Raw genomic sequence first — 25,464 nt, forward strand, 5'->3', positions numbered from 1 at the left:
AAGTGGCTTTGGTCTTATAACAATGAACGTCCTAACTCGGCTATTGGAGGTATACCACCCAAAAGAAAATTGGCTCTAGCAGCCTAGGTTTCTACTTTTAGTGTCAGTTAAAAATGGGGGGATTACCGATACACCCCAGCATCTTATCCTTTTTCCATCAATATTCATTGATAGGATATGAATAATCAAATTTTTTCCATAAGTGTTGTCTATCTTAATATCTTGAGTATTACTTGTTTTTGTAGTAATTCTCCCAATTGAATTTCCATTACGATGGAACTCTATTAATATCTCGATATTGGATAAAGATACATTTTTTATTTTGGAATCTTTATGATATTTAATATGATAGGATTCCTTGCCTGCATAGGCGTTTATTGCTGTGAAGAAAAAAATAACAATAAGAACAACCTTAAAAAAGCTCATTTTTTCTATTTTAGACAGTCTGATATGCTTCATGTGAGTCATGCCCCCTTATTTTTTTGATATTCCAATAAAAATTTTCATGTTCCCCAGTTCTATAAAATTAATATTAATCCTTCTTCTGCATACATATAATCCCTCCAAGTTTAGACTACACAAAACAAATTTTTGAGGGGCAATGAACGTAAGTCTGATTCAGAGTATCCTTTGACAATATATAACCCAATCATTAATGCATCGTATTCTACTCCTCTGTTCTGCGTCACTGCAATTTTGTGCAGTGACGCAGAAAACCAACCTTGATTTTACCGGGTAAAATCAAAACATTAGCGCATTTTGTCCTGGCGCCCGTCTGGCGTCAGGACAAAATTCTCTTCTTCAAACCCTTGCGCAGCAAGCACCGCTTTGGTACTTTTTAATGAAGCACAACTGAAGAGCTGGTGTGATTCCAGCGAAACGTATCCAACGTCTTGTGCAAAGCCACTTCATTCCCTAACTCTGTGGCTAGACGTTCAGTCGGGAAAACCATCTAGGAATCTCTGCCATCCGGCAGGGCAACTCCCTCGGGAGTTTAAGTCAATTTATTTCAATTTGACCATGGACTTGTGACAAGGCCCATTGTCTTGTCGTTTTTATTAATCAGCAAAATAAGGAGAAATAACCACTAGAAAAACTGTAATAATCGGCGAGATCGTTTGCCTTATAACGATTGTTTTGCCCCCCAACTTCGAGCTTTATGGCTTTTGCCAGGTTTCATTTTTGAGTGAGCCGCTCGACCAACACTAAACCAGAAACAGGGCAAATGAATTTTCGGATTGGATGATGAGACAATATTCCTTAAGACAAACTGCTAATCGGTACTTTCAGCTTGATAACCGAGGCAGCTATCAAGAAAAGAAAAAGCGTGCTTACGTCATACAAAAAATGATTGATGATTTATTTTGCATTGGTGATGTGCCTACCTCATGGCAAGTCATGAAATCAGAGCATATTCAAAAGCTGGTTGAATATTGGAAAAAAGACCGTGTCAAAGACGCCACGATTATGCGTTACATGACAATTATCAGAAATTATTTACAGGATATTGATTGTCAAATACTCAATATTGATAACAAATCCTTGCAATTGCAAAGAAAAAAGCCAAAACGCCAACGATTAAAATGGCAACCTAACCTCTGGGAATCATTCTCTGATAGGACACCACGTATCATCATGGCACTGCAAACACAATTTGGCCTAACTTTTAGTGAAGCAATACATATTAGGCCAGGTATCCATATTAAAGAACATAAACTCTCGCTCACACGCGAGATCACTTTTAACTCGGTGGATAGAACCATTCCTATCAGAAATGAAATCCAAAAAAATATTCTGTCTGATTTAGAACAACTAACCAATAGGCAAAGCCTGGTACATTTTTTTAGCTACAAACGCATCAAGCTAGATTGGAATCATGCACTGGTAGACCACAGCATCCCAATAAAAAAATCCTGGCGTTATTTATATGCAAGACAGATGTACGAATACTTACTACCGATTCTGGGCAACTACCAAACCTGTTTAGTATTACATGATGAACTGGGAATAAAATCCCGCAACACACTATGGGCATACCTCCATGAGTAAATCAAAGCTGAAAAGCGCATTATTTTCGATCAATGAATGTGTCAAAGAGTTAGGCGTATATTCCCATGCCAGCAAAGCCGACACACGCCATATCTTAAATCGCTGCATTAAGGATCTACATGACCAGGGTTTTATGGTTGCTCATGTTAAAGGGCTAAAATCAAAACACATTTATGTGTTAGTAGAGCACTGGAAAAAACTGGGTAAAAACCCCGCTACTATCAAAAATTACATGTCTAAACTAAGGAAGTTATCTATCTGGCTCAATAAACCAGAATTGATCAAGCCGAGCAATGATCATTATCAAATTGACAAGCGGAATTATGTGCCAACACATAACAAAGCCATCACTAACGTAGATTTCTCAAAATGCGAAAATCCAATGATACGTCTATCTCTTGAGGCCCAATGCCTCTTTGGTTTACGCCGTGAAGAGTCAATGAAATTAGTTATCAGTGATGCTTGGAGAGGGGACCGTCTAATATTAAAATCCAGCTGGACAAAAGGCGGTATTGGGAGATCCATAGATATCACCAACGATGAACAAAAAGAATGGCTAGAAAAAGCGATTAAGCAAGTACCTCATGGTCGATCATTGATCCCCAAAGGCAAAACCTATAAACAATATTTAAGGCAATACCAAACTGAAACAGAAAAGCTGGGACTTAAAAAGTGCCATGGTCTGCGTCATGCCTATGCTCAAAAAAGATATCATGAAATCACGAGTCAGCTTTCTCCAGATAAACAGTCATTAAAATGTCCAATTGAGGGTGGAAAATCATCTAAATATTTGTCTCAATCAGAAAAAGCAATAGATCGTGAAGCCCGTGGAATTATAAGTAGAGACCTCGGCCACTCCAGAGTATCCATAACCAAAATTTATTTAGGCTGACACTTTTTGTTTTTTTAGCTTTTCAATACACAATTTCATTTTATAATGTGGCACTGGATGCCATGAAGCTAGAAATTCTCCAATAATTTCAAAACCAACCTTTTTATAAACATGAACCGCACGCTCATTAGAGATCTCAGGATCAATAAGCACTATTTTTGCATCAGAAAATTGACTTAAAATAAACTCATGAATCATCCATACTGATAATCCCTTACCGATATAATCCAATCTGCAAATGAATAAATCTAGAGTAACTGCACCATCAAGATATTCTTCTGATTTCTCTATTTCAGAAGTAATTAAATAAGCGAATGGGATTTCATTATCATAGGCTATCCAATGAGTAGCCCACGATTCCCCATCACTTAAAAATTGATCAATGTCTTTAATCGTATTACTTAGACCATCACCATGAAGCCATTCATTAATATGTGGCTGATGAATCCACGCCAGAACAAGTTCATGTTGAGATTTATTCATTGGTCTGAAACAAAAACGCAACTCATTTGAGGAGGCTTTAATCATCTAAATAATACTCAAATAACGGGGAGCTAATCTTTGAATTGTATCACTTATCAGAAAACTGTGTATTAATAAATTTTCAAATAAGTTCATTTACTATCATTTGGAAAAAGCGCTTGATTTCCAGTTCTGGCTTGATAATCTAAAAGCAACACAACTGAAGAGTCAGTGCGATTCTGACGAAACCTACAGGTCTTGTGATATGCCATCTTGTTCCCTAATTCCATGGCAAAGCGTTTAGCAGGGAAACCCCATCAGGAGTTGTCTTTACGGCCTTGCGCCCGAGGAGTGCTTCGAGCACATCATCATTAATAACCAGGTAAATCAACCGATGTTTCGGTGATCTTTTTGCATAACCCAATTGGGATTAATAGTCCCTTTGGGGCTAATCCTCCCTATTTCCAAGGAGCCTATAATGCAACAACTGGAACCAGCACAATTTGAGATCGAACATTTGCTGTTTGAGCTGAATTGTTGTGTCAATGATTTAAGTCGCCACCGACTGCAAATCAATCCCCATGATATTCAGCAAGCAGAGTTAAGTATGCACAAACTGGAATCTCTGATTTCTTTTGTCAAACTGTTTGATACTCAACGAATCGCTTGTTGATTGAAACGATTTAAGTCTTATCTGCATAACAGAAAACCATCTGCCTATGCGGATGTTTTTCTGTTATGCGCTCACATTTAACAAATAACAGGAGAATACAATGACTGCATCTTTAAACCGCGTTCAATTAATCGGCAATTTAGGGGCTGATCCTAAAAGCATCACCGGAAAAGACGGACAATCTTTTGTCACAGCCACTTTAGCAACCAATGAGTCATTCAAACAGAATGATGAATGGCAAACCAGAGTGGAATGGTATCAGCTAGTGCTTTTTGGAAAGCTGACTAAAGTGACTGAATATTTAAAGAAAGGGGCGCAAGTATACCTTGAAGGCAAACTACGTTCTAATCAATGGACTGACAATGAAGGTAAAGCGCGTCAAGCCTTAAGCATTGTTGTCAGCCATATTCAGCTACTCAGCACACCCAAATCTACTGATGAATCAAGCAGCAAAACCGCAGAACAGCACATGGCTCAGATGCGAGAAATACTGCAACCCGATTCAGAAGAACTACCGTTTTGATCATACCCTACCACGGGAGCAAGCTCCTGTGTGGGATTGCCCCCTTAACACAAGGAGATAATCCCATGGACACCCCTTCAATCTACGTTGCCTGTTTAGCCTCTTACAATAACTCCATATTGTATGGTGTTTGGATAGATGCCACGCAAAGCGAAGATGACATCATAGAAGAAATCTGGGAAATGCTGGATAACAGCCCTGAACCCAATGCTGAAGAATATGCCATACATGATTATGAAGGATTCGGCAGCATCAAAATCCATGAGTACGAATCAATATGCAATATTGTGGAGTACACCTCATTTATCCAAGAACACGGGGAGCTGGGTTTAGCTCTTCTCTCTGACTATTCGATAGATGATGCACAAACTATGTTGGAGGAGCATTACCAAGGTTGTTATGATTCAGAGGTTGATTTTTCCAGGCAGTTATTTGATGACTGTTATGCCCATCAATTGCCGGATAGTTTGATCTGCTATTTTGATTATGAAGCTTTTGCTCGTGATCTTTTTATTAGTGATTATTGTTCGGTAGAGTTTGGTGGACAGGCATATATTTTTTCAAGCTATTAAGCCCCTCTTTGGGGCTTCTTTTCTACTAGTTTAAACTCTAAAACCACTTTGAAACTTCTATTAGGTTTTAAACAAGTATTATAGCCCGTTGATTCAATGTTACAATAATCGATTATTTAACTCAAAATGAACTGAAATGGGTTCTGGTGTATTTATAATTTTATCCGCAATACTCCATGCAACATGGAATACATTTGCCAAACGCAATTCAACTCCCTATTACGAAGTATTGGGAATTATGAGTTTTGCAACTGTATTCTCGCTTCTATTTATTCCTCTTTTCTCTGGTCCATTGTTTGAAACATCTGATTCCTTTTTATGGGCACTAACCTCCGGTTTATTTGAAGGAGGCTATATAATCACATTAGCTATCAGTTTTAGTCAGTCTTCGCTTGGGAAAGCCTACATTATTATGCGAGGTAGCGCCATGGTAATTGTCTGGTTTATCTCAGCATGCTTCCTTGGTGAAAATATAAATTTATTTAGTGTCATTGGTGTATCCTCTGTTCTTTTTGGATTGATACTAACAAGCCAAACTTTTAACCCTGATCAATCAAGACAACTGTTATTTCCTGTTCTATGTGGCATCTGCATTGCTGGTTATCATTTATGCTACGGTCGTTCTTTAGCATATGGTGCAAACCCAGCTGCGCTCTTTTCTGCAGCTTTATGGATTGCTTTGCCTTGTGTTTTTCTTTTGATGAAGAAAAAACAAAGACAAATATTCAAAGAACAAGTTAAATCCAATTGGAAAATGACTTCTCTAGGAGGAATTATAAGTGCATTATCTTTCTTGCTATTTTTAATTGGATTGCGTCATGCTGAAGCTGGTCTAGCCCTTACTCTTCGTAATACCTCAGTGGTATTTGCGCAAATATTTGCTTATTTTATTGGTGAAAAGATTTCCCAATATCAGTGGATTGGAGCTTTACTGGTAGCTTTTGGTGCTAGCTTAATATATCCATACTAAAAGTGCATGAGTCCATTGATCGTTTGTCATCCATAAGTTGACAAAAAATTCCCTTAAAATACTCTATAGAGTTATTAGCACTAGCGCTTAGCTGTAGTAAATAAGTATTTTCATTATCCCACCACAGAGCATCATGTGGCCCATAACAATTATTAACACTGGCAATGTATATATTGCTGGAAATCATATCACTCTTCGGGTTTAGGACAGTTAAATTAAAATTACTGTATCCACTAAATGAATTCATATTTGGCAATCTAGAAAGTGCTGGCTTCTTTATTGGGAAAGAGGCTTTATTGAAAACACGAAACCATGCAATTTGGTTTTTCTTTTCATTCTTCGGAAACATAACAAATTGAATTTCTTCTACTTGATTTTCATTACCATAAATAATTTGGCTATCTGGAATAAAGTCTAAGTTAAGATGGTTTAAATACTTAGTATAGGAATCCGGCCTGCTACTTCTAAGGATATTATGCATTGGCCATCTTAAATTCCATAAACTTGAAGGTGGTTTATATTCATTTCTATTAATGCACGCATTTTCTACGCAGTTGTTGTAGCGTGACCAATACGATAGTTCAAAAAAGCTCTTTTCTAAGATTTCACTTGATGATGAAAGAGGAGAAAAAAATTTACAAAGATCTAAGAACTCCTCATCCTTCAAATTTCCTTCAAGTAAACGAAGTTCAATATTAGTTCCATGGGATAAAAAACTTAACGTTTTAGATTTCGAATAATCATAACCAATCCAACAAATACTTTCCTGATTCAAAACGTGGGGTTTCATTTCCCAAACCCAATGATCGTATAAAGCAGCATGATCTAATGTTGATAAAGGCCCAAAATCATACAAAAATTGCTTACATCTTAAGAGAGCATTTTTATACTTAACAAAGTAGTAATAAGAGGAGAAATGAGCAGAACACCAAGCAGACCATTTTTTAAATTGATAATGACTTGGTTGTTCATTATAAGGAACATCTTCTTCCCTAAGTATAGGGTTATATAAAGTAACTTCATCCGTATGAGGTATCAAAATAACAAAATTTACTTTTTCTTGAGCCTGTGTAGGGGATATTTCGTGCACTAAATTCATTTCTTAATTCCAAGCATATTAAGATTGGGGGTTGTCTATAATTTGGTGGGGCTCAAACTAATAATTATAAATGAATGGTCTTTTCAGCCCCCCTTTCACTTCCTGTATTTTGTCATTACTCATAAAAAAACCAGTTATCGATGCCCGTACATGATTTCCTGCTGCATTTTCTACTTTTTTTATACAATGCAAAATATTATTTTTAAAAATAACCAATCGATTAGGTTTCGGTACGATATAATAGCCTATTCCATCGCCAATATAGTTATTCAACTCTGAGCTATTAAGGTGGAACCCTGCTTTTTTCATCTCATTATTAATTAAAGAGACTTCAGGATATTCAAATTCTTGCTGGTGTATAGGATTAATTAATAATTCGGCTCCCCAATTCATATCCCAATTAGGATGACAGTAATAAACATACGCGCCTGAGATTTTATATTTTCCGTCGGTATGCCAAGAAAGTCCTGAACCCCTTGGGTAAAGGTAGGGCCTAGCATAGAAAAAGTCCCAATCTCTATCTTTAAACCCTATTAAATGAGAAAACTCCGCAGAGCCCACAATTAGTGCCTGTATAAATAAATCAATTGTTGTATCGGTAGGGTAAATTTGCTCTGTAGTGCAGGGTTCAGGCCTTGAATGAGAAATAGTAACGTTACCCCACAGAGGAGCGCCATCCTCGAGACTAAAAGCATTTATCCATCTAGAAGAATGAACAAACTTAAATTTTTCAGTTTGAATAAAATTCCAAATTTTTTCAAAAGGGGATGGCTCTAAGAAATCATCGATTACTGCAAACACATCATTGTTTAAGATTAATTTCATACTACTTCTACAGCAAAATATCAGATGGAATACTTTTTCTCTTCTTTAGTTACCAAGGCATATACTCATCTTTATCTTCTTCTGCATCGATTCTATTAATATAAAATTCTTTCATCACATCTCCTTGTTCAAAATTATTTTTTAGCAGAGTGCCGATTATAAATTCAATAGATGAAAGTGGCAATTGAATTGAGGAGCTATTTTTTTTACACACTAGCCTATGGAAAATTTTGAAAGTGTAGCCAGAAGTGTAGCCAAGAATTCATGCTAGGGGATGTGGATTCGTTATAACCCTTGATGAGACTGGTCGGGACGGAAGGATTTGAACCTTCGACCACTAGCACCCCATGCTAGTACGCTACCAGGCTGCGCTACGCCCCGATCTGATGGCAAATGATAACTAAGTCTGGGGGAAATAACAAGGGGTTATCGAATAACGAGTATTTTTAATCGGGGTGGAGTCTAGCGACACCCGGGAACGTTGAGCTCAGAACCCGGGTTTACTACGCCCTACCCGGGTACTGCTAAAGTATTTATTTTTGAGGAATAATTCTTTTAGCACTTTCTGAAAGCAAAATGCCACAGGCATTTATTCCTGCACTGCATAGTGATTGCATCTCTTCCTTTTGAATGGTCCAGTAGGGTCCATAAGGGGTCACTATTTGATTTACAGAGGGGGATAAGTGAATGGTCAGCCATAAATAAGTACCTTTATCTTTTGGATTTGGCCAGTGGTAATAACACACTAAATTATTATTAGAATTAATGAGTGCTTGCATAAAGCTTATCTTCTCAGGTGCTTTCCAGCCTTGATACTCCATCTGCCAATATAATTTGTCGACTTGAAATGCTTCAGGGTTATATTGATGTTGTTGGACGATATGAGCTGGAGGACAAAAATGCACTTCTTCCATTATTTGTTCTCGAGTGAGCTTATTCCAGATTTTTTCCATGAATTCATGAATTGATGGATGGAACTGCACGCCAATTGCAACGCCAACAACAAAAATAATAAGAACTAAAAATAGAATTTTTAAATAGGAATACACTAAAAGCTCCTCAAACTCTTCAAGGCTTCTATAAGCACTTGAAGAGTATCATTATTACAATAATGTTTTAATCTTCTGAGCTTCAAATTTAGAGTGTGCGATTTGAATGTATTGTTTGCAGCTGAGTAATTCTGCATATTGCAGGTCTGCTACTGCATTATTCAATATCTCTTTTGCTACATCAGAAGAGTCTTCCATTATTAAAAGGGCTGCAGTGCTCATTTGTACGGAAGCTCTATAAAGCTTATTGGTGCAGCTCTTTTTTTCCTGATTATCCGCCAAGGATATTATAACTCGAGAAAGCTCATAGCATTGATTGGCTAAAAACTCTTTGCTTGGCCCGGACTGCACATTCATGCTCAATACAGGTAAACTTAATATTAACGCTCTTTTTAAAATCATTTTAAACATAGATACTCCTGTAAGTTGCCCAATAAACCTGCTTTACTTCACACAATCCCATTGCATGAAGATAAGTTCCATTTTTGAGAAAGGAACTCCTGTTAAACTCTACCGATGCCAATGACTTGTCGTGGGTGAAATAGAATGTAACCCGTTAGAATTCACGGGTTACGTTTAAGTCATTGAGCTTGGTGCTTAACCGTTTTTGTGCTTGGTTTAAGCAAAAGCATTAATTCCTGTAATATGTTTTCCTAGTACAAGAGTGTGAACGTTATCTGTGCCCTCGTACGTAAAGACTGATTCTAAGTTAAGCATGTGACGAATCACATGATATTCAAGGCTGATTCCATTAGCACCTAATAGATTCCTACACTTTCGTGCAATATTTAATGCTTCCCGACATGCATTACCTTTAGCCAGAGAAATCATCACTGGATTTTCACGATGATTATCTTTTATTCGGCCTATTTGTAAATTAAGACATTGTGCCTTAATAATTTCAGTATACATATCTGCCAGATCTTTTTGAATAAGCTGAAATGATGCCAAAGGTTTGTCAAATTGTTTACGCTCTAACAGGTAGTCGCGAGTAATATCAAAACAAGCCATTGCCGCGCCCATCGCCCCCCAAGCAATTCCATATCGTGCCTGGCTTAAGCAACTCAGAGGAGCCCCTAAACCTTTTTCACTGCCAGGAAGATAGTTTTCATCAGGAACAAAAACATTATCAAATACTAATTCGCCGGTGATTGAAGCACGCAATGACATCTTTAATTTGATTTCAGGACATCTTAATCCTTCAGATTTAGTATCTACAATAAATCCACGAACCCCTTCATCGGTTTTTGCCCACACAATAGCAATATCAGCAATGGGTGCATTGGTGATCCACATTTTTGCACCATTAAGAGTCCATCCGCCTTTAACTTTTTTGGCAGTAGTTCTCATGCCCGCAGGATCGGAACCGAAATCAGGCTCAGTCAAGCCGAAACAGCCAATGATCTCACCTGTAGCCATTCCAGGTAAAAAGCGCAATCGTTGTTCTTCAGAACCAAAACGAAATATGGGAAACATACATAAAGAACTTTGTACCGAAACAAAGCTACGTAAGCCACTATCTCCGCGTTCTAACTCCTGGCACACTAGGCCATAAGCCACGTATGAAGCCTCTGCCCCACCATATTCCGCCGGTAAGGTCAAACCCAACAACCCCATTTCTGCAGATTTTCTAATAAGCTCGCGTGGAAATTGAGCATGTTCAAAAGACTCTACCATCAAAGGTATTACATCATTAGTAACAAACCGCGCGACACTATCACGTATCATGCGTTCATCACCGTTTAATTGATCATCAAGAAACAACAAGTCGTCCACTTTCTTTCTCCCTTTTATCTGACTGTAACGCAATTACCGCTTCAATAATACTTTCTTTACTGGGTAACAAATATTGCCAAGCATTACCCAAAGGAATAAAGCAATCTTTGCCGGTAATTCGTTTTATTTTCAATTTGGATGAGGCTTCTTCCAACAACATGGTCATTAATCCTTCGCTTACTGAGCCACTTTGTCGGCCTTCATCGACAATTAATACTTGTTTCGCTTTGGCTATTTCTTTCAAAATTGCTTCGACCGGTAAGGGACTAAGCCAACGTAAATCGACTATTTTCACAGCAATCTTGTGTTCTTCTTGCAGTACCTTTGCAGCTTGCCGTGATAAATAATATCCATTGGCATAGGTTAATATGACTGTGGGGCCCTCTCCAAAAACACCTACTTCTCCCGGCTCGATCTGAGCATCAGGTGCTGGATAATTAAATAACCATCCATTATCACCCGCTTCATGCAAATCTTTGGTCATATACAAAGCAATTGGCTCTAAAAAGACGACTACCCTTCCCTCTTCATGCGCCAGACGCATGCATGTACGCAACATTTTTGCTGCGTCAGGTCCATTTGAAGGAGAGGCGACAATTACACCCGGCAAATCGCGTAACACAGCAATAGAATTATCATTATGGAAATGCCCCCCAAATCCCTTCTGATAAGCCAATGAGGCTATACGCAAAACCATAGGGTTTTGATATTGGCCACTGGAAAAGAAGGACAACGTGGAGGCTTCGCCACGAAGCTGGTCCTCAGCATTATGCAAATAAGCCAAAAACTGGATTTCTGGGACGGGAATAAATCCATTGTGCGCCATGCCAATTGCAGTCCCGAGAATTGTGGTTTCATCTAATATCGTATCAAATACTCGGCGTTGTCCAAAACGAGCCTGTAAATCGGCGGTCACTCTATAAACCCCACCCTTCTTGCCAACATCTTCACCGAAAATCAGCATATTAGGATATTGCAGCATTAAATCAGTCAAAGCAAAATTGATCTGCTGGCATAAATTTCGTTTTTGAGCTAATTGTGAAAAGGCATTGGCAAAAACTTTTGCGCGCTGTTCTTCGCTCGGCAAAGGAAATGGTTGTTTCTTAGGTCCGCTGGGAATCAATGAAGACATTACGGCTTCGGCACTGGAGAGTTTAGGCTGTCTTATGACCTCCACCGCTTTGGCTGCAATTAAATCTTTATTACTTTGGTATAAACTCAATAGGTCTTCAATACTCATCCAACCTTCGCGATATAAAAGACCCGCCGTATGCAATAAAGGATCTTGCGCTTCTCGAGCTTCGATTTCCGCTTGCGTACAATATTGTGATTCAATATCTGATCCTGCATGCCCTAATAAACGGACACAACGCATGTGTAAGAAAACAGGCTGTTTTTTGACCCGCGCCAAGTACTCTGCCTCTTGTGCGCTCGCATAGGCATCAGCAATATTCAAGCCATCACAAGCAATATAATGCAAACCAGGTCGAGAACTGATGGAGCGCTCTATCCACTGAGGTGGTGTGGGTACTGAAATTCCTATTCCATTGTCTTCACAAATAAACACGATGGGAACAGGATAATTTTGTTGGGCAATCCATGAGCAAGCATTTAAAGTGGTTTGCGTGGAAGCATGGTTTGTAGATGCATCTCCAAAGGAACAAATAATGATTGAGTCTGGATTTAGGTTACTTTGAATGTTTAATTCTTTGGCTCGCGTAATCGATAATGCAGCACCCAAAGCCTTGGGTAAATGCGAAGCAATGGTTGAAGTTTGTGGCGGTATATTTAGAGGAACACTACCAAAAACTTTGTGTCGTCCTCCTGAAATCGGATCAGTAGATGCGGCAACTAAAGAAAGTAAAATGTCTCTAACTCCGTCAGTACCTGGTACCTTTTTAGCACGCTGTAAATAAAAAGCGCCGCTTCGATAGTGCAAAAAGGCCATATCATCGGGACGAAAAACTTGCCCCCAAACCGCGTTACCCTCATGTCCGCTACTGCCAATGGTATAAAATGATAAACCTTTTTCCTTGAGCTGTCTGGCAATCAAATCAAGAAGACGTGACTTGATTTGCGAATCAAAGAGCTCGATAGCAGTTTTCTTATCCAATTCCGCCGTTTCCGGACACATTGTACTATGGGGTTTGGGAAAATCTGCTTGTTGTACTCGATTTAAAAATTGCTCATCAACTACAATGGTCCTGTCTAACATCATTACATCCTGTTTGAGTTATTTCTAAGAAGAAAATGATGAGTATATACTGATTCAAAATGAACAGGAAGAATGAGTTTATTTTCATAGAGAAAGGGAACTGCTCCACAGTTACAAAGGCCTTAATAGTTCAAATCTTGAGTTTAATGTTTAAATAATCTACACTTTTTGTAGGCATCCATTAAAGGGGGCTACATAATGAAATGGATTATTCTTTTAGGAAGTATTGCTTTGGCAGGATGTTGTTGCACCACCGCTTATACACCGGTATACACACCGGCAATTTCATATACCTCAGCAGTTACATACAAACCTGTAGTCAGATATCGACCGGTAGTTTCCTACAGACCTGTTGCTGTCACACGCGTTGTTACTCCTGCTGTTGCACCCGTTGTTGAACCCGTATCGGTTTATTCTTATCCAGTAGGTCCGTTAGATGTGACGACGACTAATATTGATTTTTATTGATCAAAACCATTTTATACCCTGGGCGCGGTACACACCGTACCCAGGATTAAAAGGTCTATTTAGATTCCTCAAGTTCTTCCTTTGAAGAATAACCACATCCCTCTTGTGGACAAAGAATTTGTCGACCAAACTTTTTGCTTTCTTTTACCGTCAAAATCGGCCAATTACAGTTTGGGCATTGATGATTTATCGGTTCATTCCAGAGAGCATAATTACATTTAGGATAATTTCCACAAGAATAGAAAATCTTTCCTTTTCTTGATTTGCGTTGCAAGATTTTTGCTTCATGGCATTTAGGACATTCCACCCCTGTGTCAGCTGGTTTTTCTATAGGTTCCATATGCTTGCATTGAGGATAATTACTGCAACCAATAAAACGACCATAACGTCCTGTTTTTATATGCAGGGAACTGGAACAAGACGGACATACTCTTCCCTCGACCACTTCAGGTTCATTTTTTTCATGATCCTGACCTGCGATATCTTGCGTGTAATCACACTCTGGATAGCCCGTACAGCCAATGAAGCGTCCACGTTTACCTAATCTTATGGATAAGGGTTTTCCACATTTTGGACACTCTTCATCTAAAACTTCAGTGGTTACATCTTTACGTTGTACCTGTTCATCCGTAGTTTGAATTTGCTGGACAAATGGCTGCCAGAAGTCTTCTAAAACCGGAATCCATTCTTTTTCACCCCGGGCGATGGCATCCAGGGTATCTTCAAGTTCAGCAGTGAATTTATAGTCTACATACCGGGTAAAATAACCGGTCAAAAAGCGATTTACTATGCGACCAACGTCCGTTGGAAAGAATCTTTTCTTATCAACAATAACGTATTCACGCTGTTGCAATGTGTGAATGATCGACGCATAAGTGGACGGTCGTCCAATATCATATTCTTCCAGTGCCTTAACCAAAGTTGCTTCAGAATATCTTGGCGGCGGCTCAGTGAAGTGTTGGTTGGCTAATATATCTTGTACTTTGACTTTCTCACCGACGTTCAATGCAGGTAGTAACGACCCTTCATTTTCATCGTCTTTGGTATCATCACGCCCTTCTTCATACACAGAGAGAAAACCAGGAAACGTAATTGTCGAACCATTCGCACGGAACATATTGCCTTCACCACAACTTAAATCAACAGCAACCGTATCCAAAATTGCATCAGCCATTTGGCAAGCTACGGTACGCTTCCAAATTAAACTGTAGAGTTTGTATTGATCGGTAGTTAAAGCCGATTGCACCATTTCTGGTGTTCGTTTAATAGATGTGGGCCGAATTGCCTCATGCGCTTCTTGAGCATTTTTAGATTTCGTTTTATAAACTCTGGGGCTTGCAGGACAATTATCGGCACCATAACGTTCCGAAATAAATTGTCGTGTCTCCTCTATTGCTTCTGACGATAAATTCACTGAGTCGGTACGCATGTAGGAGATAAGACCCACAGTCCCCGTTCCAATATCTATACCTTCATACAATTGTTGCGCAACCATCATCGACTTTCGGGCGGTAAAACCCAATTTTCGTGCAGCTTCTTGTTGGAGGGTTGAGGTGATAAACGGGGGGGAAGGTTTACGTTTGCGTTGCTTTTTCTCAATTTGAGTTACGAGTAAAGAGCCCTGGGCTTGACGAATCAGGTCCTCTTTGATGAGTTGAGCCTGTTCTTCTTTGGATACCGTAAATTGCTGCAGTTTTTCATTTTTGTAATGCGTCAATCGCGCCTCAAAAGATACTTTTGTATGAAGGCACTCCGCTAAAATCTTCCAATATTCTTGAGCAACAAAACGTTCAATTTCCTCTTCTCGCTCGACAATAAGTCGCAGCGCTGGACTTTGTACACGGCCCGCAGAAAGCCCTCTTCTAACTTTCTTCCATAACAACGGAGATAAATTAAATCCCACCAAATAATCCAACGCACGTCGAGCTTGTTGCGCATTCACTAAATCCATGGAAATTGAACGTGGGTTATTTATGGCGTCCTGGATTGCTGATTTAGTAATTTCATTGAAAAAAATTCGATGAATAGGTTTATCTTTGGTAAGATTTTTTTCTTTCATTAATTCAAAAATATGCCAAGAAATAGCTTCACCCTCGCGATCAGGGTCCGTTGCGAGGAATAAGGAATCTGACTTTTTGAGCATTTTGGCAATGGTTTCGATATGACGCGAGTTCTTTTCAATAGGAACATAAGTCATTGCAAATTGTTTTTCGGGATTAACGGACCCCTTACGTGCTGGCAAATCGCGCACATGTCCATAAGAGGCTACAACCTCATAATCACCGCCTAAATATTTTTGAATTGTCTTCGCTTTTGCGGGTGATTCAACAATCACCAAATGTTTACTCATATAACGTTAACCTTATCCTTTTCACTTCATCCCTAAGCATCCCAATACCCACGTTTGAGAACAACATGGGATAGTGAGGCTGAAAATGAAATATCACCAACTTATAGTAATATAGGTAATAGACGATCTTTTAATGTAATGTCAATTCATCTTCTGTTTGATAAAGAACTAAATCAAGAAAAGCCAATTGTTCTTCATTCAATGAAGTCGCCAAAGCATTTCTTATTGTCCATTTAGTTTCTTGAAGAGTAACGATGCGAGACTCAGAAAATAATAATTGATTCATAATCATTTCAAATGATTCGGTATTAAGAACTTTCCATAATTTCATACGCATGAGAAATTGATAACTGGCCTTAGTCAGTTTCATTTGCTCATCGTAAGTGAAAATACGAGTTGATGTGTGTTGTTGTAATTTCAAATGTAAAACTTCTTCAGAAGCTACGTCTTCATCTTCATTTAGTTCCGTTGCATCCGAATCAGCGGTTTTATGGCTTTCTTGTAGTTGAGTAAGACTTTGTTCAAATAAACTCAATAACATCTCAAATAAGTTATCTTTCATATACTAACACCTCATATAACCACCGGGCACAGATACAACAGCCCCATTTAATTCTAATTCTGCAAGTTCACTTGTGACTTGCTCAACGGTGCATCCGCTACGTAAAATGATCTGATCCACTGTAGTCATTTCAAAGCCAATGAACTTTACTAGGTTTTTATTCCCGCTGGCAAGAGGTAAAATAGCTTTATCAGCTGTTTGCGGTTCCGAAACAATTCCTAACTCCTCAAGAACATCCACAACTGAAGTAACTAATTTGGCTCCTTGCTGCAACAGGTAATGACACCCTCGAGCCAGAGGATTGTGAATGGAGCCCGGGATCGCTAAAACATCTCGATTTTGTTCTAAGGCCATTCGTGCCGTGATTAGTGATCCACTCTTGATTGCCGACTCAACAACCAAAATGCACAATGATAAACCACTTATTATACGATTTCTTCGGGGGAAATGTCCAGCGATAGGAGGACTTTTCAAAGGAAATTCGCTTATTAATAGGCCATTTTGAGTAATTTTTTGTGATAATGCCTGATGCCGATGGGGATAAATTCGATCAATTCCTGTCCCTAACACGGCTATTGTTTGCCCTTCGGCCTCTAAACAACCTTGATGAGCTTGCGCATCAATACCTAGAGCCAAACCACTCACAATAGCCACTCCATGCGAAGCGATTGCCTTTGCAAAGTGTCGTGCGTTTTCACTTCCAGTTACTGTAGGATTACGACTTCCTACTATTGCAAGTTTAAGCTGATTTAAACAGGCAAGCTGGCCTTTAGCATATAAAACAATGGGGGGATCCGTAATTTCCTTTAGTAAAGAAGGATATTCAGGAGACTCCCAGGTAAGAAGATGATGATCGTCTGCTGCATGCAACCAACGCAAGTCTTCTTCAATCACATTCATATCAAATTGAGCTATAGCCTGCGCTACCCCCCCCGGTAAGCCCGCTTGTTCGAGTTCAGTGACGGAGAGTTGAAACATTTGCTGCAACTCAGGCCAACGATTTTGTAGTTTGATAACGGTGCGGGGACCCACTCGTTCTATTCGGTTTAATGCAAGATAATAGGGTAAATTATTCATGGATTAGCCACATAATTTAATAAATTAACAGCGCGTGTTGACCGAACAACCAAGGCAAAACTTGTTTTACTAAACACCCGAAACACCATAAGCTCACCAATACGTTCAGGCGGTAATCGAATAGGGATCAAAGGATTTTTGGGGTCATTAACAGTGCCTGACTCCCTATAAATACCGAGAACATCCCCAGCTTCCAATCCATCACGAGCACCCAAACTAATAACCACCACACCCCCTGCAGCCTCTTCAACATTCCCACTAGGCATCCCATTAGGCATGTCAATAATATAGCCTCTTACAATAAAGAGAGGTGCTTTAGGTTCAAAGTACAAGTTAAATTCAGGACTATTATTAATCAGAACACTATCATGTATTCTAACTCCTTCGTTAATGCTGGTTAATAAAATAGTTGCTGGCTCACCCCCCGCTATCAACTCGGCATAACCAATCAAATCGGCTCGATATCCTAAGAGTTCCTTAGTTTTTGGATCCACATAATCGTTCCCCCCTCTAAAAATAGAATAGGCAGGAATCCCGCCAGGGGGAATTTCTCGTGCTGGATGTAATCCTCGAACATAGACCTCATCTCCTTGACCACCTAACATGTGTTCCCCTATCAACGCAACAATATAAGGGGCCCTACTGACTACATCCTGATCTAATATCAGCGATTCATTTAGAAATGGCTTTATATCGCTTAAATGGATTGCAGGAATGGGTTCATCTAAAGGCAAAGGACGGACATTAGGAGATAACTTTATTGTCCCATTGGATAATACTTTAAGGTAAGGTTGGTTTTTGGAATAACGTAAAACAAGCACAGCTCCTGGGTATAAACGATTAGGGTTCTTTAGCTGAGGGTTGGCCTGCAAAAGCTGCTTCCATTCCCATGGATTATTGAGATAGCGATTGGCTATTGTCCATAAAGTATCCCCGGGTTGCACAACATAACGTCCTGGAGCATCTGCTTTTAAACTTAATGCATAGTTTAAGTTAGATAGGAAAAAAAAGAATATAAAGAGAATAAATCTCATTAGAGTCAATCCTTTGTTGGAATATCTTGCAGCCTTACAATATATGAAGGATAATATTAACATGATTTTTGTACAGAGAACCAGATAAACAATGGCCATTCATACGATTCTATATTTACCTGACTCTCGATTAAGAGATGTGGCAAAACCAGTTGTGCATTTTGATGATAAATTGCAAACTTTAATCGACGATATGTTTGAAACAATGTATGACGCACGGGGCGTCGGACTTGCAGCACCTCAAATTGGTGTGAGCTTGCGTCTATCCGTTATAGATATTATGGGAGACAAGCAGAACCAATTGGTTATCATTAATCCTGAAATTATTGCGTCAGAAGGTGAAAAAAAATTTGAAGAAGGCTGCCTTTCTGTTCCTGGGGCTTATGATACAGTTATTCGTGCCGAAAAAGTTACCGTCAAAGCTTTAGATCGAAACGGAAAACCTTTTGAGATTGAAGCAGAAGGCTTACTTGCCGAATGTTTGCAGCATGAAATTGATCATATGAATGGCAAACTGTTTATTGATCTACTATCTCCGTTAAAAAAAGCTATGGCACGAAAAAAACTAGATAAATTCAAGCGCCAACATGCACGTAGATAAGGTCTTGTCGGTTCCACAAGATTTTTCATAAAGATGCGTCCCTTAAAGACGATCCTTGATCGACAGGTAGTTACCATGAGTACATTGAATATAGTTTTTGCTGGAACTCCAGAATTTGGTTTGCCTTGTCTTGAGGCATTGTTGCATTCAAAACATCATATTAAAGCCATTTATACTCAACCAGACCGTCCTGCTGGTCGGGGTAGAAAACTACAAGCTTCCGCGGTAAAAGAGTGGGCTTTAAATCATAATATTCCAGTATTTCAACCTGTGAATTTTAAAAATCCCGAAGCAATTGCAGAGCTTGCAGCTTTAAAACCTGATGTCTTAGTGGTGATTGCTTATGGATTGATTTTACCTAAAGCAGTGTTGGAAATTCCACGCTTAGGTTGTATTAATGTGCATGCCTCCTTGTTGCCTCGTTGGCGTGGTGCCTCCCCTATTCAGTCTGTACTCCTTCATGGGGATACCGAATCCGGGGTTACGATTATGCAAATGGATGCAGGCATGGATACCGGTGCTATGCTTCACAAGGTTGCCTGCCCGATCACGGCATTAGAGACTGCACAAACCTTACATGACAAACTGGCACAGATTTCGGCTAGACCTTTATTACAAACCCTCGATGAATTAGCCACCCACACTGAAAAACCTGAAATTCAAAATAATGATTTGGCTACTTATGCCAGCAAAATTAACAAAGAAGATGCATGCATCAATTGGCAGGACTCAGCTGCAGAAATCGACCGAAAAATTCGTGCGTTTAATCCTTGGCCCATCGCCTATACAACCCTTGGGGAGGAAGCGTTGCGCATTCATCAAGCAACTGTCGTAAACCAATCATTCTCACAAGCACCCGGTACCGTCATTCGCATCGACAAAAAAGGCATGTTGATTGCAACTGGAAACCAAAGTCTGCTGGTAGAACGAATCCAACTTCCAGGTGCTAAAGTAATCTCAATTGCCGATTGGCTAAACTCCAAAAAAGCACAAGTACATGCAGGGTTTGTGTTTTGATGAACAAGAACGAACGACTGCACGCTTTAAAAATTTTAACTCAGTTATTAACTGAGAAATCCTCTTTATCGCAACTTATGCCTGCAACAGCCGAAGTCACCCCGATGACCAAAGAGATTTGCTTCGGTTTTTGTCGTCATTATTTTCGTTTACAAGCTATCGCGGAATGCTTACTGCAAAAAAAACCGAAAGAACTGGAAATTTGGGTTGCATTACTCATAGGGCTTTATCAATTGCACTACATGCAAGCACCTGATTATGCTGTAGTCAAAGAAACAGTTTCCTTACTTGAAAAAATCAAAAAAAGCTGGGCAAAGGGTTTAGTCAATGCTGTTTTACGCAATTTCTGCCGCCAGCAAAAAGAAATTCTGGAACGCTTAAAAAAAGATACTCGATTTATTCATGGCCAACCCCAATGGTTGCTGGAACGTTTGCAAGCAGATTGGCCGAATAACTGGCAAGAAATTGCCAAAGCAAATGATATGCATCCACCCATGACCTTACGGGTAAATGGGCAAAAAAATTCAGTTACTGAATACATTCAAATTTTAAATCAAGAAGGCATTGCCGCTGAACCTCACCCTACAGCAGCTGAAGGAATTACTTTAAGCAAACCGTGTGATGTGCACAAACTTCCAGGATTTGCAGAGGGACGAGTTTCTGTTCAAGACGCTGCAGCACAATTAGCAGCCTCTTTACTGTCTTTAGAACCTGGATTACGCCTCCTCGATGCCTGCTGCGCTCCCGGAGGAAAAACGTGTCATATTCTAGAAAAGGAACCCCATCTGTCCGCGTGTATTGGCTTAGATGTTGATGCTAAACGATTGAAGCGAGTTCAAGAAAACTTAGATCGGCTCAACTTGCATGCCGATTTAGTCGAAGGGGATGCCTTAACTCCCGCCAAGTGGTGGGATGGCCAACTATTTGATCGTATTTTATTGGATGCCCCCTGCTCTGCAACAGGGGTTATTCGACGCCACTCCGATATTAAGTTATTACGTAATAATGAAGAAATTGTTACCATAACCAAAATTCAGCACAACATGCTGAATTGCTTATGGCCCTTGCTCGCAAAAGGTGGTTTACTTGTTTATGCTACCTGTTCAGTAATGGCTGTTGAAAATGAGCAACAAATCGCAAATTTTGTTGCAACCCATTCTGACTGTACGATAATAAGAGAACCTAGGCCATGGGGACGGGCAACAGGGCATGGTCAACAAATTTTACCCGGAGAACAAGGTATGGATGGCTTTTTCTATGCAGTTCTATTTAAGGATAAAAAATGACAATCAATTGGCCTTTGATCACCGTTCTATTCTGCTTATCCATCCCTGGCGTCGTCATTGCTATTAAACGTTTAATTTATTTTTTATTGCCGAATAATTCCGAAGAACTAAAGAACAGAATGAGTCGCTTCGCCATTTTGCAAACCTTATTTATGATCTTTATTCTCAGCTTTGCAGGCGCCGTGTTATCTCCCTCGACCGGTTTACATGACGCAAGGCTTGAGGCTCTGCTGCAAGGTACAGCAGGAGTCAGTGTATTAATTCCTATTTTATTACCTACTGTTTTGTATGCCGTGGTGGGGGTAATAATTTTTTTAATTCTCTATTATGGCCTCATCGCACGCATCGTCGATAAGAACAATATGGAAACCATGACTCGTTTACGCACCGCCCTGGGGGTAGATGGCTGTGTTCTTTATGGTGGTGTCGTAGAAGAAATTATTGGCCGCTGGGGTTTAATGAACCTTGCAACCTTTTTTGCGTTACTCTTTACAAACCAATACCCTAGCTTAATCATCTGGATTTCAATTTTTATTAGCGGTTTGGTATTGGTAGTAAGCCAGCTCCCTGTGTACATCGCTTCCGGTTGTACGTCTACCAGACGTTTTATTTACTCGCTAATTATACTAAGCCTTTATCAATCATTACTTTTTGGCTATTTATTTTGGCAATGGGGACTTATTGCCGCGATATTGGCCCATATGTTGTTCCATTTAGGATGGGCAGCATTTGAAAGCGTAAAAAAATCGTAAAGCATCCCCCCCTTAATCTTACCTTAACCTTGATCTTTTATCCTACAAGGGTATGTAGTCACGTTAGGGGGTAGGATATGGCCACTTCAAGTAATGAATTTGCGGCATTGGTAAATCAACTACATAGATCACCTAACGATCATGTTTTACAACAAGCAGTGATCCAACATTTACCAAAAATGATCGCGTTAGCTCGGGATAATCCTATGGCTTTATATCACTTAGCCCATATTTATCCACCCACGTCCTCTGAATACAAACAAACCATGCGGCAGGCGGCTAATTTGAAATGTACTAACGCCATGCTTGTTATGGTACAAATTTTAGGGAACTCAAATGATGCTAAGGATCTACAAACCGCGACTTATTATTTCAATATGATTAATAAATCGAATGATTCCTACATTAAAGAACAAGCTCAATTGCTTTTGGACGAATATCCTGGGCTTTTAAAAACCATACAAGAGCAAGAGAAACCTAATGTAAATTACAGTTTGTCTCGCTTCTTTCCTCAACAACGGAAACAAGAAGAACCAGTTGAGCTTGCCCAGGCTGTTGCGTGTAAAGCTTAATCATAAATGTCTTAGCCCTGGGTGAAAGCAAAGTCCGTAACCCAGGCTCTCTATACTGAAATGCCCTCAATTTACGGCCACCACGCTGGCTAGATTGGGAGAACCCCGGAATGAGCCAATGGTCCCTTCTGGCTTTCTCTGCGCTTTGCCTAAGCTACGCCGATGTTCTAAACAATCAAAAAGCGAAAATTCTTTTGGATTTCATTTAGATCAAATTGATTCAAATACAAGGAAAAACTCATCCATGCACTTAACGCAGCTAGATCCTGGAATGGAGGCGGAAGGTACACAGGATTGGATAAAATTCCCCGCTCTTTAAGTTCGGTAAGTAAAGGCAAATCATCAAGAACTAATTTCCCCGTAAACAATAAAGGAATGGAATCAACATGCTTGCGGCTGATCGCAAAACGGATGTAATTGTAAATCAATACAAATCCCTTGGCATAAGATAAATCTTTAGTAAACGGGCCACCTGTAGGCGTACTTCCTCTAAAGACACGTACAGATTGATTGTAACTGTCTTCTTCGCTTAACCCACATTCCATGAAATAATTATAAATATCGAGAAAATCTGCTCCTTGAGTCACCATGTCCAAAGCAATCACCCGATTAGTAATCTTTAACATGCGACTAGGATATGAAGAAAAAGTAACAATTTCCGTAATCACCGCCAAACCTTCCTGAATAACACTGCTGGAAGGAGACCCTTTAGAAAGAAAAAAACAATTAGGCTGCATGGAACCATTGAGGGTGGTCCCTACATGCACCCAGCCTTCATGTACTTCAAGATAACGAATATCTCGGTCACTAAACATGGCTTGCTGACTCAATTTAATACTGTCTGCACCTGCAGAAGCATCGGCAATCATATCGTCACTGACCATTACGGTGACCTTACCAGGATGTTTGTCGAAAAATTGGCCTAATCGTGTTTGTAGAATTTCTTGAGCTTGTTGGGGTGTATAACGCTTTACGTCGGCTTCAGACTGTAACTGAACACTAAGCCCTGTTAAGACATCAAAGAGTAAAGTACCCATCTCAGACATACGGGGCCCGCCCGCATAGAATACATCGTTTGGACTGCCATACAATTCTGTGGCCAATTCTGAAAACGCGGGAGTACCTCGTTTGGCAAGCATCTGCGTAGCCCGACTGTATTCCTCGCACTGCCGACGTATTAAACGAGTTAAAGTAGAATATTGTCCAAGTTGGTTCTGGGTATCTCGTAAAATAATCCGGAATTCTTCTTGTTTATCATGGACATCAAAAGGTAAAGGCTTTTTGTCATAATACTCTTTATCGACAGCTGGAAGCTTTTTGCCTTTATGTTTAAAAAAATCCTTTCTTATTGATTCATCCCATTTAATACTATCAAGAATCCTGATTTTACGTTGCGCTTCCACAATACGCTGCGACAACTCCTGTACAATAAGTAACTCAGCTGATTCTGATGGCGTCATAATAAACCCCTTATGATACAGGTGGCGCGATACTTACACGTGCATCCTGGTTCTGTTCAGGCAAATCATAAAAATTACTAATATTTGCTTTCGTTAATGGTGGTGGAACTTCCAATGAGGGACCATTTCGACTACTCAAATAAAGATGTTCACCATTACTGGCATAACGACTACAGCCACAGAGCACAAGTGTTACAAAAAAAATAAAACCCAACTTTTTCACTTAAATCAACTCCAAACTCTTCATCATCTTTTCCAATGGTTCATGATGCTCTTTTGATAAACGAGTTAATGGCAATCTTAATTCATTATCCATTAACCCCATTCTGTTCGCTGCCCATTTTATTGCAATTGGATTGGTTTCAACAAACAATAATTCATATAAAGGCATTAATTGTTCGTTTAAACGTAAGCATGCCGCATGATCGCCATCTAAGGCCGAGTCGCATAATTTAGCCATTAGTTTGGCAACCACATTAGCTGCTGCTGAAATATTCCCCTTCGCACCTGCCAACATCCAGGAGGCGGCAGTAAAATCATCTCCACTATACACATCGATACTGCCTTCTGAAAGTCGCAAAATTTGTTGTAATCGAGTCATCTGTCCCGTCGCATCTTTTATTCCCACAATATTGGAAATCTTCGCAAGTCTTCCGACCGTTTCAGGTAACATATCACATGCCGTTCTCGTTGGCACATTATATAGAATAATAGGCATAGGAACCGCTTCAGCGATTTGACTATAATGCAAATATAGCCCCTCTTGAGTCGGTCTGATATAAGCAGGAGTCATAATGAGTGCGGCATGTGCACCACATTCCATGGCTTCTTTGGTTAATTGAATACAATCTCGGGTTGCATTCATGCCAGTACCGGCAATAACAGGGATTCGTTCTTTCGCTTGTTCTACTACTGTTTTAATAACCAGTAATTTTTCTTCATGGGATAAGGTACCTGATTCACCGGTAGACCCCGCAGCAACAATACCATGACTTCCCATTTCAATATGAAACTCGACTAACTCTCGCAAACGAGGGACATCAATCTGATCATTCTTCATGGGTGTTAATAAAGCTACTATGCTTCCTTTAAACATAAAGTCCTCTGTTTTTTATTATTCTTCATAGTACTAATACTACTGGAAAATATGGGTAAGAGTAAAATTTGATATTAAAAAAAA

At 39.6% G+C, this 25,464-nt stretch carries 27 protein-coding genes and 1 tRNA gene; 12 read left to right on the forward strand and 16 right to left on the reverse strand.

The features are described 5' to 3' along the window. Nucleotides 1–75 precede the first annotated feature (75 nt). A complete protein-coding gene (locus tag ACWTE2_RS28465; protein ID WP_044497860.1) occupies nt 76–459 on the reverse strand; it encodes a hypothetical protein in 384 nt (127 codons plus the stop codon). Nucleotides 460–1,245: 786 nt separating this feature from the next. Between ACWTE2_RS28465 and ACWTE2_RS28470 the strand changes: the two genes are divergently transcribed. Both ACWTE2_RS28470 and ACWTE2_RS28475 read left to right on the forward strand, forming a co-directional pair. Beyond that, nucleotides 1,246–2,049 carry an integrase gene (locus tag ACWTE2_RS28470; RefSeq protein WP_014842625.1) on the forward strand — a complete coding sequence of 268 codons (804 nt, stop codon included), beginning with the start codon at nt 1,246–1,248 and terminating at the stop codon, nt 2,047–2,049. Further along, nucleotides 2,042–2,941 (forward strand): phage integrase N-terminal domain-containing protein, encoded by a 900-nt coding sequence (locus ACWTE2_RS28475; protein WP_014842626.1) that lies wholly within the window; start codon nt 2,042–2,044, stop codon nt 2,939–2,941. Before ACWTE2_RS28470 ends, ACWTE2_RS28475 begins: the two co-directional genes overlap by 8 nt. Here the strand turns inward: ACWTE2_RS28475 and ACWTE2_RS28480 are convergent. After that, nucleotides 2,933–3,469: a GNAT family N-acetyltransferase gene (locus ACWTE2_RS28480; RefSeq protein WP_014842627.1), complete on the reverse strand. Its 537-nt coding sequence runs from the start codon at nt 3,467–3,469 to the stop codon at nt 2,933–2,935. The genes ACWTE2_RS28475 and ACWTE2_RS28480 overlap by 9 nt on opposite strands. Nucleotides 3,470–3,881: 412 nt before the next feature. Here ACWTE2_RS28480 and ACWTE2_RS28485 point away from each other — a divergent pair, with 412 nt between their 5' ends. The 4 genes from ACWTE2_RS28485 (at nt 3,882) to ACWTE2_RS28500 (ending at nt 6,141) form a co-directional block, all read left to right on the forward strand. Further along, nucleotides 3,882–4,076, forward strand: a complete 195-nt coding sequence (locus tag ACWTE2_RS28485) for a hypothetical protein (protein ID WP_014842628.1) — start codon at nt 3,882–3,884, stop codon at nt 4,074–4,076. A gap of 100 nt (nt 4,077–4,176) precedes the next feature. Further along, entirely contained in the window at nt 4,177–4,599 is a 423-nt protein-coding gene (locus ACWTE2_RS28490) for a single-stranded DNA-binding protein (protein ID WP_014842629.1), read from the forward strand. A 65-nt stretch (nt 4,600–4,664) separates the two neighbouring features. Continuing rightward, a complete protein-coding gene (locus tag ACWTE2_RS28495; protein ID WP_014842630.1) occupies nt 4,665–5,171 on the forward strand; it encodes an antirestriction protein ArdA in 507 nt (168 codons plus the stop codon). 136 nt (nt 5,172–5,307) lie between these two features. Then, nucleotides 5,308–6,141 carry an EamA family transporter gene (locus ACWTE2_RS28500; RefSeq protein ID WP_014842631.1) on the forward strand — a complete coding sequence of 278 codons (834 nt, stop codon included), beginning with the start codon at nt 5,308–5,310 and terminating at the stop codon, nt 6,139–6,141. On the opposite strand, the gene ACWTE2_RS28505 is transcribed toward ACWTE2_RS28500, so the two are convergent. From ACWTE2_RS28505 to ACWTE2_RS28535, 7 genes are all read right to left on the reverse strand, one after another. Beyond that, nucleotides 6,119–7,240 carry a hypothetical protein gene (locus ACWTE2_RS28505; protein WP_014842632.1) on the reverse strand — a complete coding sequence of 374 codons (1,122 nt, stop codon included), beginning with the start codon at nt 7,238–7,240 and terminating at the stop codon, nt 6,119–6,121. The genes ACWTE2_RS28500 and ACWTE2_RS28505 overlap by 23 nt on opposite strands. Before the next feature lie 57 nt (nt 7,241–7,297). Beyond that, entirely contained in the window at nt 7,298–8,065 is a 768-nt protein-coding gene (locus ACWTE2_RS28510) for a 2OG-Fe(II) oxygenase (protein ID WP_014842633.1), read from the reverse strand. A 304-nt stretch (nt 8,066–8,369) separates the two neighbouring features. Next, nucleotides 8,370–8,446 (reverse strand) — tRNA-Pro (locus tag ACWTE2_RS28515). Nucleotides 8,447–8,598: 152 nt separating this feature from the next. Continuing rightward, complete coding sequence (locus ACWTE2_RS28520; RefSeq protein ID WP_454785400.1) at nt 8,599–9,114, reverse strand: hypothetical protein; 516 nt, start codon at nt 9,112–9,114, stop codon at nt 8,599–8,601. 54 nt (nt 9,115–9,168) lie between these two features. Beyond that, on the reverse strand, nt 9,169–9,525 hold the full coding sequence (locus ACWTE2_RS28525; RefSeq protein WP_454785401.1) for a hypothetical protein: 357 nt from the start codon (nt 9,523–9,525) through the stop codon (nt 9,169–9,171). 207 nt (nt 9,526–9,732) lie between these two features. Continuing rightward, nucleotides 9,733–10,890, reverse strand: coding sequence for an acyl-CoA dehydrogenase family protein (locus tag ACWTE2_RS28530; RefSeq protein WP_454785402.1), 1,158 nt, complete (start codon nt 10,888–10,890; stop codon nt 9,733–9,735). After that, on the reverse strand, nt 10,868–13,105 hold the full coding sequence (locus ACWTE2_RS28535; RefSeq protein WP_182393595.1) for a dehydrogenase E1 component subunit alpha/beta: 2,238 nt from the start codon (nt 13,103–13,105) through the stop codon (nt 10,868–10,870). Before ACWTE2_RS28535 ends, ACWTE2_RS28530 begins: the two co-directional genes overlap by 23 nt. Nucleotides 13,106–13,303: 198 nt before the next feature. Here ACWTE2_RS28535 and ACWTE2_RS28540 point away from each other — a divergent pair, with 198 nt between their 5' ends. Beyond that, the gene (locus ACWTE2_RS28540; RefSeq protein ID WP_182392728.1) at nt 13,304–13,573 is read left to right on the forward strand and encodes a hypothetical protein; all 270 of its coding nucleotides are present in this window, start codon (nt 13,304–13,306) and stop codon (nt 13,571–13,573) included. A gap of 55 nt (nt 13,574–13,628) precedes the next feature. Here the strand turns inward: ACWTE2_RS28540 and topA are convergent, their stop codons facing one another. The 4 genes from topA to ACWTE2_RS28560 all read right to left on the reverse strand — a co-directional run bounded on the left by topA (nt 13,629) and on the right by ACWTE2_RS28560 (nt 18,596). Then, nucleotides 13,629–15,923: a type I DNA topoisomerase gene (topA, locus tag ACWTE2_RS28545; protein ID WP_454785403.1), complete on the reverse strand. Its 2,295-nt coding sequence runs from the start codon at nt 15,921–15,923 to the stop codon at nt 13,629–13,631. A gap of 130 nt (nt 15,924–16,053) precedes the next feature. Continuing rightward, on the reverse strand, nt 16,054–16,485 hold the full coding sequence (locus ACWTE2_RS28550) for a DUF494 family protein (RefSeq protein ID WP_182392726.1): 432 nt from the start codon (nt 16,483–16,485) through the stop codon (nt 16,054–16,056). A gap of 3 nt (nt 16,486–16,488) precedes the next feature. Continuing rightward, entirely contained in the window at nt 16,489–17,562 is a 1,074-nt protein-coding gene (gene dprA / locus ACWTE2_RS28555; RefSeq protein WP_454785404.1) for a DNA-processing protein DprA, read from the reverse strand. After that, complete coding sequence (locus ACWTE2_RS28560) at nt 17,559–18,596, reverse strand: LysM peptidoglycan-binding domain-containing protein (protein WP_454785405.1); 1,038 nt, start codon at nt 18,594–18,596, stop codon at nt 17,559–17,561. The genes dprA and ACWTE2_RS28560 overlap by 4 nt, the downstream gene beginning before the upstream one ends. 91 nt (nt 18,597–18,687) lie before the next feature. Between ACWTE2_RS28560 and def the strand changes: the two genes are divergently transcribed. The 5 genes from def (at nt 18,688) to ACWTE2_RS28585 (ending at nt 22,824) form a co-directional block, all read left to right on the forward strand. Continuing rightward, nucleotides 18,688–19,197: a peptide deformylase gene (def, locus tag ACWTE2_RS28565; protein WP_182392723.1), complete on the forward strand. Its 510-nt coding sequence runs from the start codon at nt 18,688–18,690 to the stop codon at nt 19,195–19,197. A gap of 75 nt (nt 19,198–19,272) precedes the next feature. Beyond that, nucleotides 19,273–20,214, forward strand: coding sequence for a methionyl-tRNA formyltransferase (fmt, locus tag ACWTE2_RS28570; RefSeq protein WP_454785406.1), 942 nt, complete (start codon nt 19,273–19,275; stop codon nt 20,212–20,214). Beyond that, nucleotides 20,214–21,500, forward strand: a complete 1,287-nt coding sequence (gene rsmB / locus ACWTE2_RS28575) for a 16S rRNA (cytosine(967)-C(5))-methyltransferase RsmB (protein ID WP_454785407.1) — start codon at nt 20,214–20,216, stop codon at nt 21,498–21,500. Before fmt ends, rsmB begins: the two co-directional genes overlap by 1 nt. Next, on the forward strand, nt 21,497–22,252 hold the full coding sequence (locus tag ACWTE2_RS28580; RefSeq protein WP_454785408.1) for a CPBP family intramembrane glutamate endopeptidase: 756 nt from the start codon (nt 21,497–21,499) through the stop codon (nt 22,250–22,252). The genes rsmB and ACWTE2_RS28580 overlap by 4 nt, the downstream gene beginning before the upstream one ends. 77 nt (nt 22,253–22,329) lie before the next feature. Further along, on the forward strand, nt 22,330–22,824 hold the full coding sequence (locus ACWTE2_RS28585) for a hypothetical protein (protein WP_182392719.1): 495 nt from the start codon (nt 22,330–22,332) through the stop codon (nt 22,822–22,824). 167 nt (nt 22,825–22,991) lie between these two features. Here ACWTE2_RS28585 and ACWTE2_RS28590 read toward each other — a convergent pair whose 3' ends face one another. Genes ACWTE2_RS28590 through dapA form a run of 3 tightly spaced genes read right to left on the reverse strand, consistent with a single transcriptional unit; the run spans nt 22,992 to nt 25,380 of the window. Further along, on the reverse strand, nt 22,992–24,284 hold the full coding sequence (locus ACWTE2_RS28590; protein WP_182392718.1) for a flavohemoglobin expression-modulating QEGLA motif protein: 1,293 nt from the start codon (nt 24,282–24,284) through the stop codon (nt 22,992–22,994). A gap of 10 nt (nt 24,285–24,294) precedes the next feature. Next, the gene (locus ACWTE2_RS28595; RefSeq protein WP_182392717.1) at nt 24,295–24,507 is read right to left on the reverse strand and encodes a hypothetical protein; all 213 of its coding nucleotides are present in this window, start codon (nt 24,505–24,507) and stop codon (nt 24,295–24,297) included. Further along, entirely contained in the window at nt 24,508–25,380 is an 873-nt protein-coding gene (dapA, locus tag ACWTE2_RS28600; protein WP_454785409.1) for a 4-hydroxy-tetrahydrodipicolinate synthase, read from the reverse strand. Nucleotides 25,381–25,464: the final 84 nt, after the last annotated feature.

It is taken from the genome of Legionella nigrisilvae (assembly GCF_977063395.2).

Bases quoted from the DNA above. Each gene is read 5' to 3' on its own strand.
- ACWTE2_RS28465 (WP_044497860.1), bottom strand. From the start codon at position 459: ATGAAGCATATCAGACTGTCTAAAATAGAAAAAATGAGCTTTTTTAAG.
- ACWTE2_RS28470 (WP_014842625.1), top strand. From the start codon at position 1,246: ATGAGACAATATTCCTTAAGACAAACTGCTAATCGGTACTTTCAGCTT.
- ACWTE2_RS28475 (WP_014842626.1), top strand. From the start codon at position 2,042: ATGAGTAAATCAAAGCTGAAAAGCGCATTATTTTCGATCAATGAATGT.
- ACWTE2_RS28480 (WP_014842627.1), bottom strand. From the start codon at position 3,469: ATGATTAAAGCCTCCTCAAATGAGTTGCGTTTTTGTTTCAGACCAATG.
- ACWTE2_RS28485 (WP_014842628.1), top strand. From the start codon at position 3,882: ATGCAACAACTGGAACCAGCACAATTTGAGATCGAACATTTGCTGTTT.
- ACWTE2_RS28490 (WP_014842629.1), top strand. From the start codon at position 4,177: ATGACTGCATCTTTAAACCGCGTTCAATTAATCGGCAATTTAGGGGCT.
- ACWTE2_RS28495 (WP_014842630.1), top strand. From the start codon at position 4,665: ATGGACACCCCTTCAATCTACGTTGCCTGTTTAGCCTCTTACAATAAC.
- ACWTE2_RS28500 (WP_014842631.1), top strand. From the start codon at position 5,308: ATGGGTTCTGGTGTATTTATAATTTTATCCGCAATACTCCATGCAACA.
- ACWTE2_RS28505 (WP_014842632.1), bottom strand. From the start codon at position 7,240: ATGAATTTAGTGCACGAAATATCCCCTACACAGGCTCAAGAAAAAGTA.
- ACWTE2_RS28510 (WP_014842633.1), bottom strand. From the start codon at position 8,065: ATGAAATTAATCTTAAACAATGATGTGTTTGCAGTAATCGATGATTTC.
- ACWTE2_RS28525 (WP_454785401.1), bottom strand. From the start codon at position 9,525: ATGTTTAAAATGATTTTAAAAAGAGCGTTAATATTAAGTTTACCTGTA.
- ACWTE2_RS28535 (WP_182393595.1), bottom strand. From the start codon at position 13,105: ATGTTAGACAGGACCATTGTAGTTGATGAGCAATTTTTAAATCGAGTA.
- ACWTE2_RS28540 (WP_182392728.1), top strand. From the start codon at position 13,304: ATGAAATGGATTATTCTTTTAGGAAGTATTGCTTTGGCAGGATGTTGT.
- topA (WP_454785403.1), bottom strand. From the start codon at position 15,923: ATGAGTAAACATTTGGTGATTGTTGAATCACCCGCAAAAGCGAAGACA.
- ACWTE2_RS28550 (WP_182392726.1), bottom strand. From the start codon at position 16,485: ATGAAAGATAACTTATTTGAGATGTTATTGAGTTTATTTGAACAAAGT.
- dprA (WP_454785404.1), bottom strand. From the start codon at position 17,562: ATGAATAATTTACCCTATTATCTTGCATTAAACCGAATAGAACGAGTG.
- ACWTE2_RS28560 (WP_454785405.1), bottom strand. From the start codon at position 18,596: ATGAGATTTATTCTCTTTATATTCTTTTTTTTCCTATCTAACTTAAAC.
- def (WP_182392723.1), top strand. From the start codon at position 18,688: ATGGCCATTCATACGATTCTATATTTACCTGACTCTCGATTAAGAGAT.
- fmt (WP_454785406.1), top strand. From the start codon at position 19,273: ATGAGTACATTGAATATAGTTTTTGCTGGAACTCCAGAATTTGGTTTG.
- rsmB (WP_454785407.1), top strand. From the start codon at position 20,214: ATGAACAAGAACGAACGACTGCACGCTTTAAAAATTTTAACTCAGTTA.
- ACWTE2_RS28580 (WP_454785408.1), top strand. From the start codon at position 21,497: ATGACAATCAATTGGCCTTTGATCACCGTTCTATTCTGCTTATCCATC.
- ACWTE2_RS28585 (WP_182392719.1), top strand. From the start codon at position 22,330: ATGGCCACTTCAAGTAATGAATTTGCGGCATTGGTAAATCAACTACAT.
- ACWTE2_RS28590 (WP_182392718.1), bottom strand. From the start codon at position 24,284: ATGACGCCATCAGAATCAGCTGAGTTACTTATTGTACAGGAGTTGTCG.
- dapA (WP_454785409.1), bottom strand. From the start codon at position 25,380: ATGTTTAAAGGAAGCATAGTAGCTTTATTAACACCCATGAAGAATGAT.